We start from the raw sequence: 15,582 nt of genomic DNA on the forward strand, positions 1-15,582 counted from the left end.
CTGTGGTTGGAGCTGTCAGCAGTTGGGGGGGAAGCCGGTGCCTGGGGGCACCGGCTTTTTCCATGTGACTTCCGCGCGGCCTGGCGGGGTGGTAGAACCGGAGTCGGATGCCTGTGGATAACTCTTATCGCCGAGATGTGACCTGGGCTACCCTTGAATCACTGTCCGGAACAAGCCGTCTTGAAACTACTGGGGGAATAGCGGCCCATGACCTCGCGCAACGTTCGTACGTCCTTTTGCCCTCGATCCGGTGCGGCTGTTCTTGTGGTTGCCGGAGCGCTTCTGATGGCTGGCTGCTCCGGGGGAGCGCCTGCGGATCCGGGCACTGGATCGGCAACGCCTTCCCAGTCAGCGTCTCCCAGCGTTTCGCCCACGCCTACCCCTACTCCCAGTGCCGTCTACAAGCCCGCCGACGCATCCGGGCCAGCCCAAAACGTCCCCGTCCCAGTGTTGCCGGAAGTGGCGAAGACGGAGACGAAGGAGGGCGCAGAGGCTTTCACTAAGTACTGGTTCGAGCATCTCAATTACGCGTATCAAACCGGGAACGTGTCCACCGTGCAAGCGATGACATCGCCTGATTGCGAATACTGCAACAACATCATCAACTCTCTGACGACCAACTATCAGGACGGCCGCTGGTTGGCAGGGGGAAGACTTACGGTGCCAGCCGCAACGACAACTTTCGAGAAGTCGTCAGATGGAAACTATCAAGTAGTCATCCAAGTCTTGCAGGACACCCTGACTTACTATCAGCCTGGGGGTGGTGAGTTTCGCCAGGCCACCAAGCCTTCCAACACTGGGAATGTGCTCCTAGTTGATTTTGCCGAATCAAACTGGCGCGTCAACGGCCTGCACCCGCTTCGGTGATGCCCACCAAACTATGCGTGAGAGCAACGGTAGCCACGCTTCTGGTTGTTGCTCTCACGTTATTTAGCCATCCCCCTGCCTTTGCTGAAGGCGGAGTTGACTCGGGCTTCGGGAATGCTGGAGTCGATGTCGGTGCATGGGAGAAAGACCCAGTGTCGGGTGAAATAAGTGCTACAACCCCAGGGGGCGTCAGCTCTGATCCCAACGAGTACAAATACGAGCTCCAGTGCCACCTCGGCGGGGGAGACTTCGACACCCCATGCCTGGCCCGCCAGCTGGAATGCAAGAACGGCCCTGACGGTGAAGAAGGCATCCCTGTCATGTGGCTCTCCCGTCCCCGGGGCGTTCCCGGTGCTGTGTGGGCACCACACTCCGGCCCGACCTGCCTTTACGACGCCAGGCCTGAGGACCTGCTGCCCCGCATCGCGGCGGACATCCAGCGGGAGTTCCAAAACCTGCCAGTAGGCGCTGGCTCTGTCACAGCCCAGCCGAGTCCCCACACGCTCCGCGGGGCTGAAACCAACTTCTACGCGGAGTCCGTGGAGCAGCAGTTCGACATAACGATGTTCGGCCAGCAAGTCCACGTGGTCGCCACCCCGGTGCAATACACGTGGAACTACGGCGACGGCACTGTTTTCGGCCCGCAACCCTCGATGGGTGGCCCGCTGCCGCAGGACCGGTGGGGTGAGAAGACCCGGACCAGCCACGCGTACGGCGCTACCGGTGATTTCCAGGTAGTGCTGACCACGTCTTTCCAGGGAACATACTCCGTCAATAACGGCCCGGCCCTGCCGATTCCCGGCCAAGGGCAGTTCAGCGCCCCGCCGCAGACCATCAGCGTCTGGCGGTCCCTCACCCGGAACTACGCAGACGACTGCAACACCAATGCACAAGGCCAAGGCTGTCCCGGCACCGCCCGCTGACAGCAATGTCCAAGCACTACCGAATTCGTCCCATTCCGCAGCGGCAGGGGCAGCTGTCCTGTGATTCGCCTCGCATCCGGAATAGTTGCATGCGCTTCTTAGTTGGCAGAAAGAGTAAGCCTTCAGCCCCCGAAAGGAACGCGCATGCTGTTTTCCACCCTCACCCTCGGCGAACTTGAGCTCCCCAACCGTCTGGTCATGGCGCCACTGACGCGCGTCCGCTCCGGCGAGGCAGGTGTCCCGGGGCCGCTCGTCGTCGAGCATTACCGCCAGCGCGCCTCGCTCGGCCTCATCGTTAGCGAAGGAACCCACCCGAGCGCCGGTGCACGCTCGTACGCAGGTCAGCCCGGGATCTTCAACCCCGAGCAGGTTGCAGGCTGGAAGAAGGTCACGGACGCTGTTCACGCCGAGGGCGGCCGCATGTTCGCCCAGATCATGCACGGCGGGCGCGTCTCGCACCAGGACATCACGGGCGGGGCCGAAATCGTAGCGCCCAGCGCCGTTGCCGTGGAAGGAACTGTCCACACGCCGGCCGGCAAGCAGCCGTACCCGGTGCCACGTGCCCTGGATACTGACGAACTGCCTATGGTCATCCAGGAATTCGTCAACGCCTCCCTCAACGCCATTGAGGCCGGATTCGACGGCGTAGAGCTGCACTCCGCCAACGGCTACCTCCTGCACGAGTTCCTGGCCCCGAACTCCAACGTCCGGACTGACAGCTACGGCGGTTCACCCGAAAATCGCGCCCGCTTCGTCATCGAAACCGTAAACGCCGTTGTGGCAGCAGTTGGCGCCAACCGAGTGGGCATCCGTATTTCGCCCGAGCACAACGTCCAAGGCATCGCCGAGACGGACGCGGCAGACGTGCGCGCCACCTATGAAGTGCTCGTGGACAGCATCGCCCCGCTCAACCTCGCCTACCTCAGCGTCCTCCACCACGAGCCCACCGGCGAGCTGGTGCAGGACCTCCGCACCCGCTTCGGCGGACCCTTCCTGGTGAACACCGGCTTCGGCGTGGTGACCACTAGGGAAGAGGCAGTGAGCCTCGTGGCCGACGGCCATGCAGACGCAGTGGTAGTGGGCCGGCCCGCCATCGCCAACCCGGACCTTGCTCGGCGCTGGAAGGAAAGCCTGCCGCTCAACGAGCCGGACGCCAGCACGTTCTACAGCACAGGCGCAGAAGGCTACACGGACTACCCCGTGTACCAGGACAGCAACTCGTAGCAGCAAGAAGGCCACATGCGATGAGGGCGGCACCCATGATTGGGTGCCGCCCTCATCTGCTGCTGCACGGTGTGCTGTCCCGGCAGCGAAAAACCGGAAGCCATCCGACGACCCCCGGCCTACTCGGATTTTTGGCCCGCCGGACCCCGTTGGAAGCCGGCGGTGATCAGATGCTACTCCAACGATTTGATTATTACTAGGCCTTCTTCGGCCCCGAAACAATTGCAGGTTCCGGGGCTACAGGAAGGCCTCGCGGCCCGTTCCTTCCTTCATTACGAGCCTGTCTTCTTGGATGGAGACAAGCACGCTCTTAGGCTTTCCGCTCACTTTTGTAATCGCCTTCAGTCCGCGGTTGGTCACCTCGACGCCCACCTGGGAACCCTTCGCCGGCAGCTCCACCGAGACCTCTGAGGCGATCCCGAGGATGGGATTGGTGGATACATCCACGTCACGCCACACCTGCTTGCCGTTAACCGTCAGGGTGATGTTGGCCTCCTCGAACCCTTCCTGAAACACAATCAGCAGTTCTTTCATGGCGGCCTCTTCCTCGAGCATTAATGGCCTAAGACGGCATATCAACTACAGCACTTCGCGGACGCGAGCGGAATACCCTTACCGCCTGCGCTGCCCGGCGAACACCCCCCGAAACGGGCCATCTGAGGAAGCACGCCGGCTTCTGCCGCCGCTGGAGCGCAACTGGCGGGTAAGGCAAGATGTTCTGGTGACCCAACAGCCGCAAGCCCCTTCCAAGCCCGCAGCACAGCAGCCGGACGACGCCATCTACGCACAGATTGCCGAGGAGCTGGGCGTCAAACCTTGGCAGGTGAAAGCTGCCGTCGACCTGCTTGACGGCGGGTCAACGGTCCCGTTTATCGCGCGGTACCGCAAGGAAGCCACCGGAACGCTGGATGACGGCCAGCTCCGCGACCTGGAAGAGCGGCTGCGCTACCTCCGGGAGCTTGCCGACCGCCGTCGCGCGGTCCTGGAAGCCATCGAGGCCCAGGGCCAGCTGACACCGGAATTGAAGAAGGCCATCCTGGCAGCGGACACCAAGTCCAGGCTGGAGGATATTTACCTGCCCTTCAAGTCCAAGCGCCGCACGAAGGCACAGATAGCGCGCGAAGCAGGGCTGGAGCCGCTCGCCGACGCGCTCGTGAAGCGGCCCGAGCTCGATCCGGAGCGCGAGGCCGCCAAGTACCTCAACCCCGAACACGCCATCGGCGACGCGGCCGGCGCCCTCGCCGGCGCCCGTGCCATCCTCGTGGAGCGCGTCGCCCAGGACCCCGATCTCGCGGCCACGCTCCGCGAGCGTCTCTGGACGCAGGGCCGCATGGTGTCCCGCGTGAAAAAGGGCAAGGAGGCGGACGGCCAGAAATTCGCGGACTACTTCGACTTCACCCAGGCGCCCGCAGGAATGCCGTCCCATCGCGTGCTCGCCCTGCTGCGGGGGGAGAAGGACGGCGTCCTTGAACTCGACCTCGCCGAGGCGGATCCCGCGGACGACGACGCCCTGGCCGCCTCACGGGCACGATACGAGTCCGCGGTGGCCAGGTTCCTCGGGGTCGCCCACCGCGGCCGGCCCGCCGATGCGTGGCTGATGCAGACCGCCCAGGTTGCTTGGAAATCCCGGGTGCTGGCCAGGCTCACCGCAGACCTGCGGGGCAGGATGTTCGCGGCGGCCGAGGACGAGGCAGTGCGGGTGTTCGCCGCGAACCTCCGGGATGTCCTCCTGGCTGCGCCTGCCGGCAACCGCCCCACGCTCGGCCTGGACCCGGGGCTGCGCACCGGCGTGAAGGTGGCGGTGGTGGACGGCACCGGCAAGGTCGTCGCCACGGACACCGTGTATCCCCATGCTCCGGCTCGGAAATGGGATGAAGCGTTGGCGTCGCTGGTTAAACTGGCGCGGCAGCACGCCGTCGAACTCGTGGCCATCGGCAACGGAACCGCATCCAGGGAGACAGACAAGCTCGCCGCCGAGCTGATCAAGCTCCTTCCGGACGTGGACCGGAAGCCGCAAAAGCTGGTGGTTTCCGAAGCCGGAGCGTCCGTCTACTCGGCCTCGGCCCTCGCCGCCGCCGAGCTTCCGGGCATGGACGTTTCGCTGCGTGGCGCAGTGTCCATTGCCCGGCGATTGCAGGACCCCCTCGCGGAGCTCGTGAAGATCGACCCCAAGTCCATAGGTGTGGGCCAGTACCAGCACGACGTCACCGCATCAAAGCTTGACCGGAGCCTGGACGCAGTGGTGGAGGACTGCGTGAACGCCGTCGGCGTGGACGTCAACACCGCTTCGCCTGCGCTCCTGAGTCGCGTGGCCGGCGTCGGGCCTCTGCTCAGCGAAAACATCGTGGCGTACCGAAACGAAAACGGCCCATTCGGCAAGCGTTCGGACCTCAAGAAAGTGCCGCGGCTGGGTGCCAAGGCCTTTGAGCAGTGCGCCGGGTTCCTGCGGATCACCGGGGGAGCGGAGCCTCTGGACGCCTCGAGCGTGCACCCGGAGTCCTACGCGGTGGCCCGGAAGATCCTGGTGGCGGCAGGCACGGCGCCGGCATCGTCGCTGGATCCGCGCGACTTTGTGGACGACGCCTTCGGCCTGCCCACCGTGACGGACATCCTTGCCGAACTCGACAAGCCGGGACGTGACCCGCGCCCGGCGTTCACCACTGCCGCGTTCTCCGAAGGCATTGAAAAGATTTCCGACCTGAAACCCGGCATGGTCCTCGAGGGTACCGTCACCAACGTGGCCGCCTTTGGGGCGTTTGTGGATGTGGGCGTGCACCAGGACGGCCTGGTCCATGTATCCGCCCTGTCCAACCGCTTCGTGTCCGATCCCCGCGAAGTGGTGAAGTCCGGCCAGGTGGTGCGCGTAAAGGTGCTGGAAGCGGATCCGGACAGGAAGCGGATTTCCCTGACGCTAAGGCTCGACGACGAACCGGGCCCGCGCGGACAGGCTCCCCGCGGTACGGGCGCCGGTGGGCAGCGCCCCACGGGTTCGTCTGCAGGAAGCGCCAAGGCGCCGGATTCCCGCAGGGGCGGTCCCGCTGCCGCGAAGCAGGGCGAACGGACTGCCGGTGGAGGCCAGGGCGGCCGGAACGGGGGAGGTCGAAACCCGGGTGCAGCCGGCGGCTCCGGCGGCCGCGGTTCTGCTCCGCAGGCTGCACCCGCGAACACTGCCATGGCCGAGGCGCTGCGCCGGGCCGGGCTCGGGAAGTAGGGTGCGCCCCCTCCGGTGACGCGAGGCTGCCCTTGAGCTGGCCGGTGGAGCGGTGGGCTTTCGGGTGGGGCAGCTTTCTGCAAGGGTGGGGCCATGACCTATTTCCTGGAGTACACGATCCCTGCCGCATCCAGCGACGCCGAGTTTGAGTTTCCCCACGATGAGATCAATTCCGGGACCACCATTCCGCTGGCCCAGACCGGCGCCGATGTGGTCCACTCCTCGGAACTACCAGCCCGCACCAGCATCGTGGGGGCTACGGTCCCCGAAGCTAAACTCGAGGCTGAACAACTGATCTCGCACAGCCGCGCCTCGGAGGCCGCCCTGTACTTTGATCCCTCTCAGTCGCTGGGGACTGGCGTTGGCACGCTCGTTGCCACCTTCACCGACAGCAATGGCTGGCAGGACACGTCGGCAGAGGATCCGCAAGGCCGCACCTTCTAAGTCGGGTCCTGCTGCTAATCCGGCACGGCCAGCATCTCCAACGGCCAGCGCGTCATTTAGGCGTCCTGGCCGTTTTTTGTTGCCGTCCTTGGCGGGCACAGTTGAGCTCGTGGCTACCGAAGGCCTATCAGTGACCAGGGATCATTCAGGTGCGGCGCAGTGTCTGTAAGCCGTCCGTCCAACTTTTCACATGGAGCCACGTCCGAATCTGCCGGGCCTGTGCCGAGACTTGCTCGGTTGTCATGACGTTCGAGGCTGCTGGTTACACGGATACTGGCTCGCGCCGCACGGCTGCGTGCTCATTGAAACCAGCGGGCAACAGGCCGAGGGCACAGCCGCGCTCGTGGCCGCCACAGGACTTTCTGTGACCACCGTTCATTCAGAGGAACTCGATGGCACGGTCGTGGTGGGGAGCGTCCACAAGTAGGGGCGCCCCCGGCGGTGCGGGTGCAACCGCGCGCCTGTAGCTGTCCTGTCAACGTGTTGGGGGCAACCCCAAATGTGTTGGGCGTGGGTCATGGCCAGGGGGTGTTGGCTGCGGTGGGCGCTGGTTGTGGTGGTTGGGGTGGTGGTTTGAAGTAGTGGTTTTGTTGGGGTGTTTGGGTGGGGTCGATGTGGGGTGGGGGGATGAAGGTTGGGGTGCCGTTGGTGGTGGTGATGGTCCAGTTTTCTTTGTGGATGAGGTGGTGGTGATGGGTGCAGAGGAGTGTTCCGTTGGTGGTGTTGGTGTGGCCGCCGTGTGACCAGTAGGTGATGTGGTGGGCTTCGCACCAGGGGGCGGGGATGGTGCAGTTGGGGAAGGTGCAGCCTTGGTCGCGGGCGGTGAGGGCTACGCGTTGGGTTGGGGTGAAGAGTCTGGTTTTGCGTCCGAGGTCGAGGATTTCGCTGGTGGTGCCCAGGAGTGCGGGGATGATGTCGGCGTCGCAGGCGATTTTGCGGAGGGTGGTGGCGGCGACGGGGCCGGTGAAGGCGAAGGTGCCGGCGGCCGGTGTGTGGGGTGCTGTGGGGGTGGGGAAGAGGTCGTGGTGGTTGATGGTGGCGATGATTTGGGGTCTGTTGCCGCCGGTGGTGGGGAGGTGGTTGGTGGTGAGGGCGGTTTTGACGGCGGTGATGATGCCGTCGAGTTGTTGTTGGGGGCGGGTGCGGCGTTCCAGGTCCGGGGCGGGGGATGCCTGATTGCCTGAGCGGGCGCCTTCTTGAAGCACGGTGTTGTCGCCATTGCCCCCGTCGTCGGCGTCTGTGGCTGCCCGGTTGGTGGTGGTGTTGGGGGTGGTGGTGCGGGGGTTGGTGGCGATGTTCATGGCGGTGAGGAGGTGTTCGTATTGGTCGGTGGTGGCGAAGATTTCGACGTGGTGGAGGCCGTGGCGGGGTTTGCGGATGAAGGCGCCTTGGGTGTGGCGGAGTGCTTCTTCGGTGGGTTCGGTGCCGTCGGCGTCGATGGTTTCGGTGAGGCGTTGGGCCAGGCGGGTGAGGAAGTCGGGGTCTGCGGTGGTGGCGGCGTGGGTGAGGTGGTGTTCGATGCCGTGCAGGATTTCGGGGGTGGTGTGGTGTTGTAGCCGGTCGAGGGTGGCGGTGATGATGGTGGCCGCCTGGGAGGACACGGCGGGTGCGGTGATGGTGTGTGGTGGTGTGGCTGGGGTGGCGGGCTGGCCGGTGCTGGCGTCGGATGGTGCGAGGGTGGTGGCGAGGTGTTCGTGTGGTGGCGGTGTGGGTGTGCCGGTGAGGGTGGTGCCGGGCAGGGTTTGCTGGGCGAGGGTGAGGCGGCGGCGGGCTTCGCGGATGGGGATGCGGAGCCTGAGCCGGAGGAACTCGGCGGTGTTCCGGCAGCCGTCATCGGCCGGGGACCTCACCCCCGTGGGTGTTCCGGCGGGTGTGGGCAAGTTTGTGTCGGTTTCGTTGAGGGTTTCGGTGCCGTTGGCGTCCCGGGAACTGACCCCGGCGGCGGTGCGGCGTGCGGTCCGGTGGGTGGCAGCCCGGGTGGCGGCGTCGGTGATCGCGTGGGTGCGGGTGTGGTCCACTGCCCCGGCGGCGATGAGTTGGAGATACTCCACGCAGCGGGAGAGCTCTTCGACGTCGGCGGCGAACGTGGCCGCGCTGGTGTAGCCGGTTGTGGGCAGGGCGTCGCGGGCTGTGACCGCCGCGGCGGCCACCCGTGCGGTCAGGACAGACAAATCCAAAGCTGCATCCAAAGGCAGGTCCAGAGGCAGGTCTGCTGATTGGTCTGGTGCGGGGTGGCCGGGGACGGGCCGAAGGTGACCTGCCGTGCGGACCTGTGGCCCGGCGTCGTGGCCCGCCGTGCGGAGGTTCGGCCCGTCGTCGTGCCCGGCGGAAAGGTGACGGCTGGAGCGGAAGCCCAGAGGCAGCAAGCCCGAAGAGTCCTCGCTCTCCGACACCTGCTCCCCAATGGCTTCCATGACCCCACTCTGCCAAAGGGCACTGACAATCAGGACCCCCACAAACCCCTATGTGGAAAACCCGTCAGTCGGTAGGAGCCTCGGTTGGCTCACTGGGTCGCTGGGTGTCCTTTTGCCAGGGCCAGCGCCCCGTGATTTCCAATTCCAGCGAGAAGCTGAGAAAGGTCCGGATGAGCACGATGCCGGCCAGGACACCCACGCTTTCGAAGGTGGGAGTGACTGCCACGGTTCGGATGATGTCGGCCGCCACCAGGAGCTCGAGTCCCAGCAGAATGGACCTTCCCAACAGCTGCCTGTACAGCCGGTAGAAGCTCATTTTGGCCGGGGTGTTGACGGTGCTGGCGGTTTGCATTGCCCGGGGCACCTGGCCCCGCAGAGCCATAGGGAGCGACACCAGCGCGCCGATAACCATCACCGCTACACCGGCAAAGTCGACAATCTGCCCCACGGTCTCGATGATGTGCCGGAAATCCACGTGCCTAGCCTCCCACCAAACCTGTCTGGCCTGCACCGGAGCTCCGGCGCCGGCTGCTTACGGGTGCCGCACGCCGCGCCCGGCGATGACTTCCCTATACCCTTCCCGGAAGCTGGGAAACGCGAAGGTGAAGCCGGTCCCATGGAGAAGCTTGTTGGAGCAGCGCTTGTTGCCGGCGCGCGCGGGGCCTGCGTCACCCACTTCGGGTTCCGGGAGGCCCAGTTCAGCGGCGAGGAAGCGGAGGATGGAGCCCATATCGGCCGGATCGTCGTCCACTCCAACGTAGACCGGCGCCGGTTCGTCCGCCATGGTGGCGAGATGCACCAGGGCTGCCGCGGCGTCGTCGCGGTGGATGCGGTTCGTATACCGGATATCCTGCGGAACCACCGCTGAGCCGCTCCGCACCTGGTCGATCAGCCTCGTACGGCCGGGACCGTAGATACCGCCGAGCCGCAGGGAGACGGCAGCGGTACCGGAACCCGCAAGCCTCGAACGCAGCAGGTCTTCGGCCTCCACCAAGACCCTGCCGGAGAAACCGCCCGGCTCCGTTGGCGTCTTTTCGTCCACCCAGCCGCCCCCGGCGTCCCCGTACACAGCGGTGGACGAGACAAAAAGCACCCGGCGGGGGATCACGCCGTCGCGCTCCAAAGCGTCGAGTACGTGGGTCACGCCGTCCACATAGGCGGCGCGGTACGCGTCTTCCCTGGGTGCATCCGCAGCCACGGCAATGACGACGGCGGACGTGTCCGCCGGGACCGCCGGCAGCGGGGCGGAGCTCAGGTCAGCCGCGACGCCTTCGATGGCTGCCGGAAGTTTGGAGGGGGACCGGCGCCAGCCGACAACACGGTGGCCCAGGCCGGCGAACCGAAGCGCGGCCTCCGTGCCCAGATCGCCGCAGCCCGCCAAAAGGATCGTCATGGGTTACGGTGCCTCCACCGGGAAGAAGACCCGCGGGTCCTGCAGGAGCGCCGGGTAGGCGAACGCGGAACGGTCGATGATCTCGGTGACCGTGAAATGCCTGCCGAACCGGCCGTCGTCCAGGGTGATGGGCCGGCCCGTCACCTGGCCCACGGCGAACTTGGCACCCTTCTCGAACGGAACGGCAACCGGCGTCTTTCCGGGCAGGGTGGAGAAGGCTTCCTCCTGCGCGAGCCGCTTGCGGGTGGGCTTCTTGGCCTGCGGCTTGGGTGCGGCCTTCCGCGACTGCTTGGAGGGCCGCCGGGACTTCTCCTCGAGGTACACGGGGCTGTAGTCGTCGTCCGAGCCCGGTGCGCCCGCCGTGGCAGCGTTGCCTCGGCCAACGGGCGGCAGCGCAACGGTGTCCAGCGTCTGGGGATCGACGTCGGCGTGCGGGTCCCGGAGGATCCACAGGATCTCGCCCTCGGGTTCCTGGGGCAGGAACTCATGCCGGGGTTCGGGCCAGATGTAGTCCATCTCCGGAATCGCGTCGGAGAAGAGCGGGCTGTAGAACTTGGAATCCTTGTGGACCAGCTTGGACCGGTGGCTGAGGTGGAAATCCGGATCACCAAGCCACGGCGGCAGCAGGATCTTCGACGCGTAGTCCGGGTGGGCGGCCTGCGGGGCGAACTCGGCAATGTTGGCGCGCGTGTTGTCCGGGTGGCCGCGTTCCATCCACTCGTCCACCATGGCCAGGCCGTACATGGTGAGGGCCGGGACGTAGCCCATCCACATCCGGATCGCGGGGTGGGTCTGCCATCCGTATCCGGGAAGGACCAGCGCACGGAGTGTCTGGAGGGCCTCCACCCGCTGCTTGCCCAGCCGGGCGGTGTCCAGTGCAGCGGCGCTCTGCCGGAAATCAGGGTACGGGAGGAAGGTTTGCATCCATTCAGTCTGACGGCACGTTGCTGATGTGCCAATTGCAGTGCCGGGCGCCACAGGAAGGCAGGCCGGATGTCCAAATAGTGGACGGTTACATACTCGCGGGAGGTCGAACCACTAAGATCACCGCAACCCATCCCGCGTTTTGGAAGCTACCTCATGACATTTTCAGCTGAAAACCCCGCCTCCCACCCCGCGCAGCCCCGCTACGGACTGATGCTCGGTCCCGAAGCCAATGGCATCCTGGTCCTCGATGAGTTCACCATCGACCCCGCCGCTGCCCGCCACGAACAGCACGGCTTCCGCGCCGGCATGGCCACCGTCGCCAGGACCATGCGCCGCATTGCCGCCCTTCGCGTGGTGATCGCCCTTGTGGCCATCGGCAACCTTCCGCTGTTCCTGCTCTCCAGCGGATGGTGGATCTACGCCGTCTCACTGGCCCTCGTCCTCGCGGTGCACACGGCAGTGACGCTCTTGAACCGCCATGAGCCACGCCTGAAGCAGCGCTCCGCACTGGAACTCCACCTGCACCGGGAACGGAGCGCCAACTACCGCAAGGTGCGCGACGCCGTGAAGTACATGATCGATACTCCGGCACGCATGAACGAACACCTCTACCTGGAGCTGCTCGCCGTCAAGCGCGTGGCCCTGAACCTGGCGCACGGCACCGTGGCCCTGCTGGACACCTCTGACGACTCGGCCTGGAAGGTACGCATCGTCCGGGAGATCCCCGCCAGCTAAAGCTGCAGCACCTGGCCTTGGCGTCCAAGGCACCAAATTAAAGAGAACGACGCCGGTACATCCCTTGTGGGGGCGTGCCGGCGTCGTTCTGTGGTCAACGGAATTTGTCTATCGCCGACCGGTTTTGGGGCCCGCTATGCGGGGAGCTGGAGCACCTGTCCTTCGAACACCAGGTTGGGGTCCGAGATGGTGTCCAGGTTGGCGTCGGCAAGGTGCTGCCAACCGCCTGCAACGCCAAGCTTATCGGCCACGATGCTCAGGGTGTCGCCGGCTTCGAGGGTGTAGGTCTCGCCGCTGTGGGCTACGGAGGTAGCGTGCCGGGCGGGTGCCTGCGCGGCGGGCGGGGCTTCCACGGGTGCGGCTTCGACGGCCGCGGCCTGCACGGGGGCCGCCTGGACCGAAGCCTGCTGCACGGGTGCCTGCTGGACCGGAGCCTGCTGGACCGGGGCGCCGCCGCCGCCGTTCAGGCCGAGCTGGGATGAACAGGACGGCCAGGCGCCCCAGCCTTGGGAGGCCTGGACGCGCTCCGCCACTGCGATCTGCTGTTCGCGGCTGGCGTCTGCCGGAGAACCGGAGCCGCCGTAGGCTTGCCAGGTGCTGGACGTGAACTGGAGGCCGCCGGAGAAGCCGTTGCCCGTGTTGGTGGACCAGTTGCCGCCGCTCTCACACTGGGCCAGCGAGTCCCACGTTGACGTGGGGGCGGCCGCGTTGGCAGCGCCGGTGGACAGGGCGATGCCCGCTACGGAAATAGCCGCCACGGTGGCTCCACGGCGCGCAACAGTACGGAAAGAGGATTGATTCATGGTGGTGATGCTCCTGAAGGCCACCAGCGCTGGCTCCGTCCCCGAAGATCGTCGCGCTACTGCCCGCCCCTGACAAATAGAGGTCAACGTCGGTGGCTGCCGCTGGGCAGTTCTGGTGAAGGCAGCACCTGGCATTCATGCGCCCGCCGGACGGGCATGCATTTCACGCTAAAACATAGCCCTGGCGTTATCAAATCGAGATAGGTGCTGAGTTCCGCAGCGCGGGCACGGACAGTTGCAAGGGCGACCGGTGGCGGCGGCCACCACGCGGGTGCACGGCTCCGGGGGCCCGGGCAGGCGGGAATCCTCATGGGGGATTATCCTGACCGGATGGAAAACTTTGAGGGTGAGCCCGTTGCGCCCGAAACCGAAGTGTCAGAATCCAATGCTGCTGTCCCGGCCCGGCTCCTGCCGGTAGCTGAACTGCACCTGCACATCGAAGGCACCCTGCAGCCTGAACTGATCTTTGCCCTCGCGGAACGCAACGGCATCACCCTCCCGTACGCGGACCTTGACGAGCTGCGCCAGCGGTACGAATTCACCGACCTCCAGTCCTTCCTGGACCTGTACTACGCCAACATGGCCGTGCTGCAGACCGAAGAGGATTTCGCGGCCATGACCCACGCGTACCTGGAACGTGCGGCGGCCGCCGGTGTCCGGCATGCCGAGATCATGCTGGACCCGCAGGCCCACCTGTCCCGCGGCATCTCCCTGGAGACCTGCGTCAACGGCGTGGCATCCGTGCTGGCCACCTCGATGGAGGACTTTGGGATGTCCACCATGCTGATCGCCGCCTTCCTGCGCGACCTCCCCGAAGAGTCGGCCCTCGAAGTCCTGGACGCCCTGCTGGCCATGGACGCACCGATCGGTGCCATCGGCCTGGATTCTGCGGAGGTGGGCAACCCGCCCGCAAAATTTGAACGCCTCTACGCCAAAGCCCGCGAAGCAGGCCTGCGGCTGACGGCCCACGCAGGCGAGGAGGGACCGGCGTCGTACGTTGTGGAAGCCCTGGACGTCCTGGGTGTGGAACGCATCGACCACGGCATCCGCTGCATGGACGACACCGACCTGGTGGAGCGTCTGGTGGACGAGCGGATCCCGCTCACGGTCTGCCCCCTGTCCAATGTCCGGCTCCGCACCGTGGATACCCTGGCGGACCACCCGCTGCCGGCCATGCTGGCCGCCGGACTCAACGTGTCCGTGAACTCTGACGACCCCGCCTATTTCGGCGGCTACGTGGACGACAACTTTGCCCAGCTGGAGGCCGTGTTCGAGCTCTCTGAATTCGACAAAGCCAGGCTGGCGGCCAACTCCATCCACTCGTCGTTTGCGTCCGAAGAACGCAAGGCCGAGCTGCTGGAGGAGCTGAACAGCGGGGAACTGGCGCACTGACCCGGGCCTTGCGCGTCCCGGCCGCCCAATCTCCGGCTAAACTTGGTCCCGCAGGCGGGTCAGGGACATGCGGGAGAAATCCCGCGGCAGCGCAAGAAATGGTCGAGCAGCCGGCCTTACCCGAGACCGCCGCCTCAGTTGTTGTGACTTGCGCTTCATAGTCGGTCACGACACGCAGAGTTAACCAATTAAAGTCGCGCGATTTAACGGGCACTTGGCAAGATGCTCTCATCGGATCGCTCACACACTAGGGGAATCATGGCCAAGTCCACCGCAGAAAACACCTTCCTTCGACTCAAGACCGTGCTGGATGTCCTGACCGAAGGCGTGTGGTCCGGTGATGCGCTGAATGCTGGCCAGGTCCTGGCGGAGTCCACGGCACGCGTGCCGTTCAACGAGCACGAAGCCGAGCTGCTCAGCGGCGGGATTCCCCGCGGACACAAGACCCTCACCTCGGCCACCGCCAAGCTGGTCAAGGCCGGCTGGCTGGTCAAGGGCCGCTCGGGCTGGACCATCACCGAAGACGGCATGCGCGCCACTGTCGCCTACCCGGATGCTGTCTCCTTCGCTTCCGCGCTCGACGCCGGCACTCCCGTTCCGGCCGACACCCCGGTTCCGGCAGCACCCGCCGGGTTCGTCCGTCCGGTGTCCGCCGCTGCCGCCACCCTTGAGGTGCCGGCAAAGGATGACGCCAAGAAGGCTCCCGCGAAGAAGGCGCCGGCCAGGAAGGCTGCCTCCGTTGTGGGCAAGGCAGCCAAGGCGATCGAAGACGCCGTCGAGCCCGTGGTGAAGGCCGTGCGCAAGAAGGCTCCGGCCAAGGCCGAAGCCGCCGCACCTGTCGCGGCCGAGCCGTTCGAGGGTCCGGACGTGGAGACGCACCCGCAGCCCGAGGCCGTGGCTCTTGCCGGTGACTTCAACACCATCCTGGGTGCCCCCGAAAACTGGGCGCCGCAGTACGACGAGGCCCAGATGGAGTTCGACTTCCTGGACCAGCTGTGGAAGAAGAGCGCCGAACTGCCGGCCGGCCACTACACCTTCAAGATCGCGCTCAACCGCTCGTGGACCGAGAACTACGGCGCATTCGGGACGTTCGATGGCCCCAACCACGAACTGCACCACTCCGGCGGCACCGTGACCATCCGTTACAACCACTCCACGCGCGACATCACCATCAACTAAGCGGCATTGCACCCAACTGGGTAGCAGCAGATGTCGTTTTGAGCCCTCATAACGACATCAACTGCCACCC

15 protein-coding genes are annotated in these 15,582 nt (G+C 65.6%); 9 read left to right on the forward strand and 6 right to left on the reverse strand.

Translation table 11 applies throughout. The annotated features are described in order from the left end of the window. Positions 1 to 285: 285 nt before the first annotated feature. The 3 genes from BLT71_RS20735 (at position 286) to BLT71_RS06420 (ending at position 3,014) form a co-directional block, all read left to right on the forward strand. Complete coding sequence (locus BLT71_RS20735) at positions 286 to 867, forward strand: DUF6318 family protein (protein WP_231994521.1); 582 nt, start codon at positions 286 to 288, stop codon at positions 865 to 867. 152 nt (positions 868 to 1,019) lie between these two features. Next, entirely contained in the window at positions 1,020 to 1,790 is a 771-nt protein-coding gene (locus BLT71_RS06415) for a hypothetical protein (protein ID WP_231994464.1), read from the forward strand. A gap of 144 nt (positions 1,791 to 1,934) precedes the next feature. Then, positions 1,935 to 3,014, forward strand: coding sequence for an alkene reductase (locus BLT71_RS06420; RefSeq protein ID WP_091718577.1), 1,080 nt, complete (start codon positions 1,935 to 1,937; stop codon positions 3,012 to 3,014). 237 nt (positions 3,015 to 3,251) lie between these two features. On the opposite strand, the gene BLT71_RS06425 is transcribed toward BLT71_RS06420, so the two are convergent. After that, a complete protein-coding gene (locus tag BLT71_RS06425; protein ID WP_091718579.1) occupies positions 3,252 to 3,569 on the reverse strand; it encodes a hypothetical protein in 318 nt (105 codons plus the stop codon). A gap of 166 nt (positions 3,570 to 3,735) precedes the next feature. On the opposite strand from BLT71_RS06425, the gene BLT71_RS06430 reads away from it, so the two are divergent. From BLT71_RS06430 to BLT71_RS20895, 3 genes are all read left to right on the forward strand, one after another. After that, a complete protein-coding gene (locus BLT71_RS06430; protein ID WP_091718581.1) occupies positions 3,736 to 6,225 on the forward strand; it encodes a Tex family protein in 2,490 nt (829 codons plus the stop codon). A gap of 93 nt (positions 6,226 to 6,318) precedes the next feature. Then, a complete protein-coding gene (locus tag BLT71_RS06435) occupies positions 6,319 to 6,669 on the forward strand; it encodes a hypothetical protein (protein ID WP_091718583.1) in 351 nt (116 codons plus the stop codon). Positions 6,670 to 6,964: 295 nt separating this feature from the next. Then, the gene (locus tag BLT71_RS20895) at positions 6,965 to 7,096 is read left to right on the forward strand and encodes a hypothetical protein (RefSeq protein ID WP_269457155.1); all 132 of its coding nucleotides are present in this window, start codon (positions 6,965 to 6,967) and stop codon (positions 7,094 to 7,096) included. Positions 7,097 to 7,184: 88 nt separating this feature from the next. Here the strand turns inward: BLT71_RS20895 and BLT71_RS06440 are convergent, their stop codons facing one another. The 4 genes from BLT71_RS06440 to BLT71_RS06455 all read right to left on the reverse strand — a co-directional run bounded on the left by BLT71_RS06440 (position 7,185) and on the right by BLT71_RS06455 (position 11,400). Continuing rightward, a complete protein-coding gene (locus tag BLT71_RS06440) occupies positions 7,185 to 9,083 on the reverse strand; it encodes an HNH endonuclease signature motif containing protein (RefSeq protein ID WP_091718585.1) in 1,899 nt (632 codons plus the stop codon). 64 nt (positions 9,084 to 9,147) lie between these two features. Beyond that, positions 9,148 to 9,558, reverse strand: a complete 411-nt coding sequence (locus BLT71_RS06445; protein WP_091718587.1) for a DUF1622 domain-containing protein — start codon at positions 9,556 to 9,558, stop codon at positions 9,148 to 9,150. Between the two features lie 57 nt (positions 9,559 to 9,615). Beyond that, on the reverse strand, positions 9,616 to 10,476 hold the full coding sequence (locus BLT71_RS06450) for an SDR family oxidoreductase (protein ID WP_091718589.1): 861 nt from the start codon (positions 10,474 to 10,476) through the stop codon (positions 9,616 to 9,618). Between the two features lie 3 nt (positions 10,477 to 10,479). Further along, entirely contained in the window at positions 10,480 to 11,400 is a 921-nt protein-coding gene (locus BLT71_RS06455) for an MSMEG_6728 family protein (RefSeq protein WP_091718592.1), read from the reverse strand. A 156-nt stretch (positions 11,401 to 11,556) separates the two neighbouring features. Here BLT71_RS06455 and BLT71_RS06460 point away from each other — a divergent pair, with 156 nt between their 5' ends. After that, the gene (locus BLT71_RS06460; RefSeq protein WP_091718594.1) at positions 11,557 to 12,138 is read left to right on the forward strand and encodes a hypothetical protein; all 582 of its coding nucleotides are present in this window, start codon (positions 11,557 to 11,559) and stop codon (positions 12,136 to 12,138) included. A 134-nt stretch (positions 12,139 to 12,272) separates the two neighbouring features. On the opposite strand, the gene BLT71_RS06465 is transcribed toward BLT71_RS06460, so the two are convergent. Then, positions 12,273 to 12,941, reverse strand: a complete 669-nt coding sequence (locus BLT71_RS06465; RefSeq protein ID WP_091723858.1) for a LysM peptidoglycan-binding domain-containing protein — start codon at positions 12,939 to 12,941, stop codon at positions 12,273 to 12,275. 330 nt (positions 12,942 to 13,271) lie between these two features. Between BLT71_RS06465 and BLT71_RS06470 the strand changes: the two genes are divergently transcribed. Continuing rightward, positions 13,272 to 14,333 carry an adenosine deaminase gene (locus tag BLT71_RS06470; RefSeq protein WP_172829918.1) on the forward strand — a complete coding sequence of 354 codons (1,062 nt, stop codon included), beginning with the start codon at positions 13,272 to 13,274 and terminating at the stop codon, positions 14,331 to 14,333. A gap of 258 nt (positions 14,334 to 14,591) precedes the next feature. Next, the gene (locus tag BLT71_RS06475; protein WP_091718596.1) at positions 14,592 to 15,512 is read left to right on the forward strand and encodes a pullulanase X25 domain-containing protein; all 921 of its coding nucleotides are present in this window, start codon (positions 14,592 to 14,594) and stop codon (positions 15,510 to 15,512) included. The last annotated feature ends 70 nt before the right edge of the window (positions 15,513 to 15,582 follow it).

Source organism: Pseudarthrobacter equi (assembly GCF_900105535.1).
GTDB lineage: Bacteria > Actinomycetota > Actinomycetes > Actinomycetales > Micrococcaceae > Arthrobacter > Arthrobacter equi.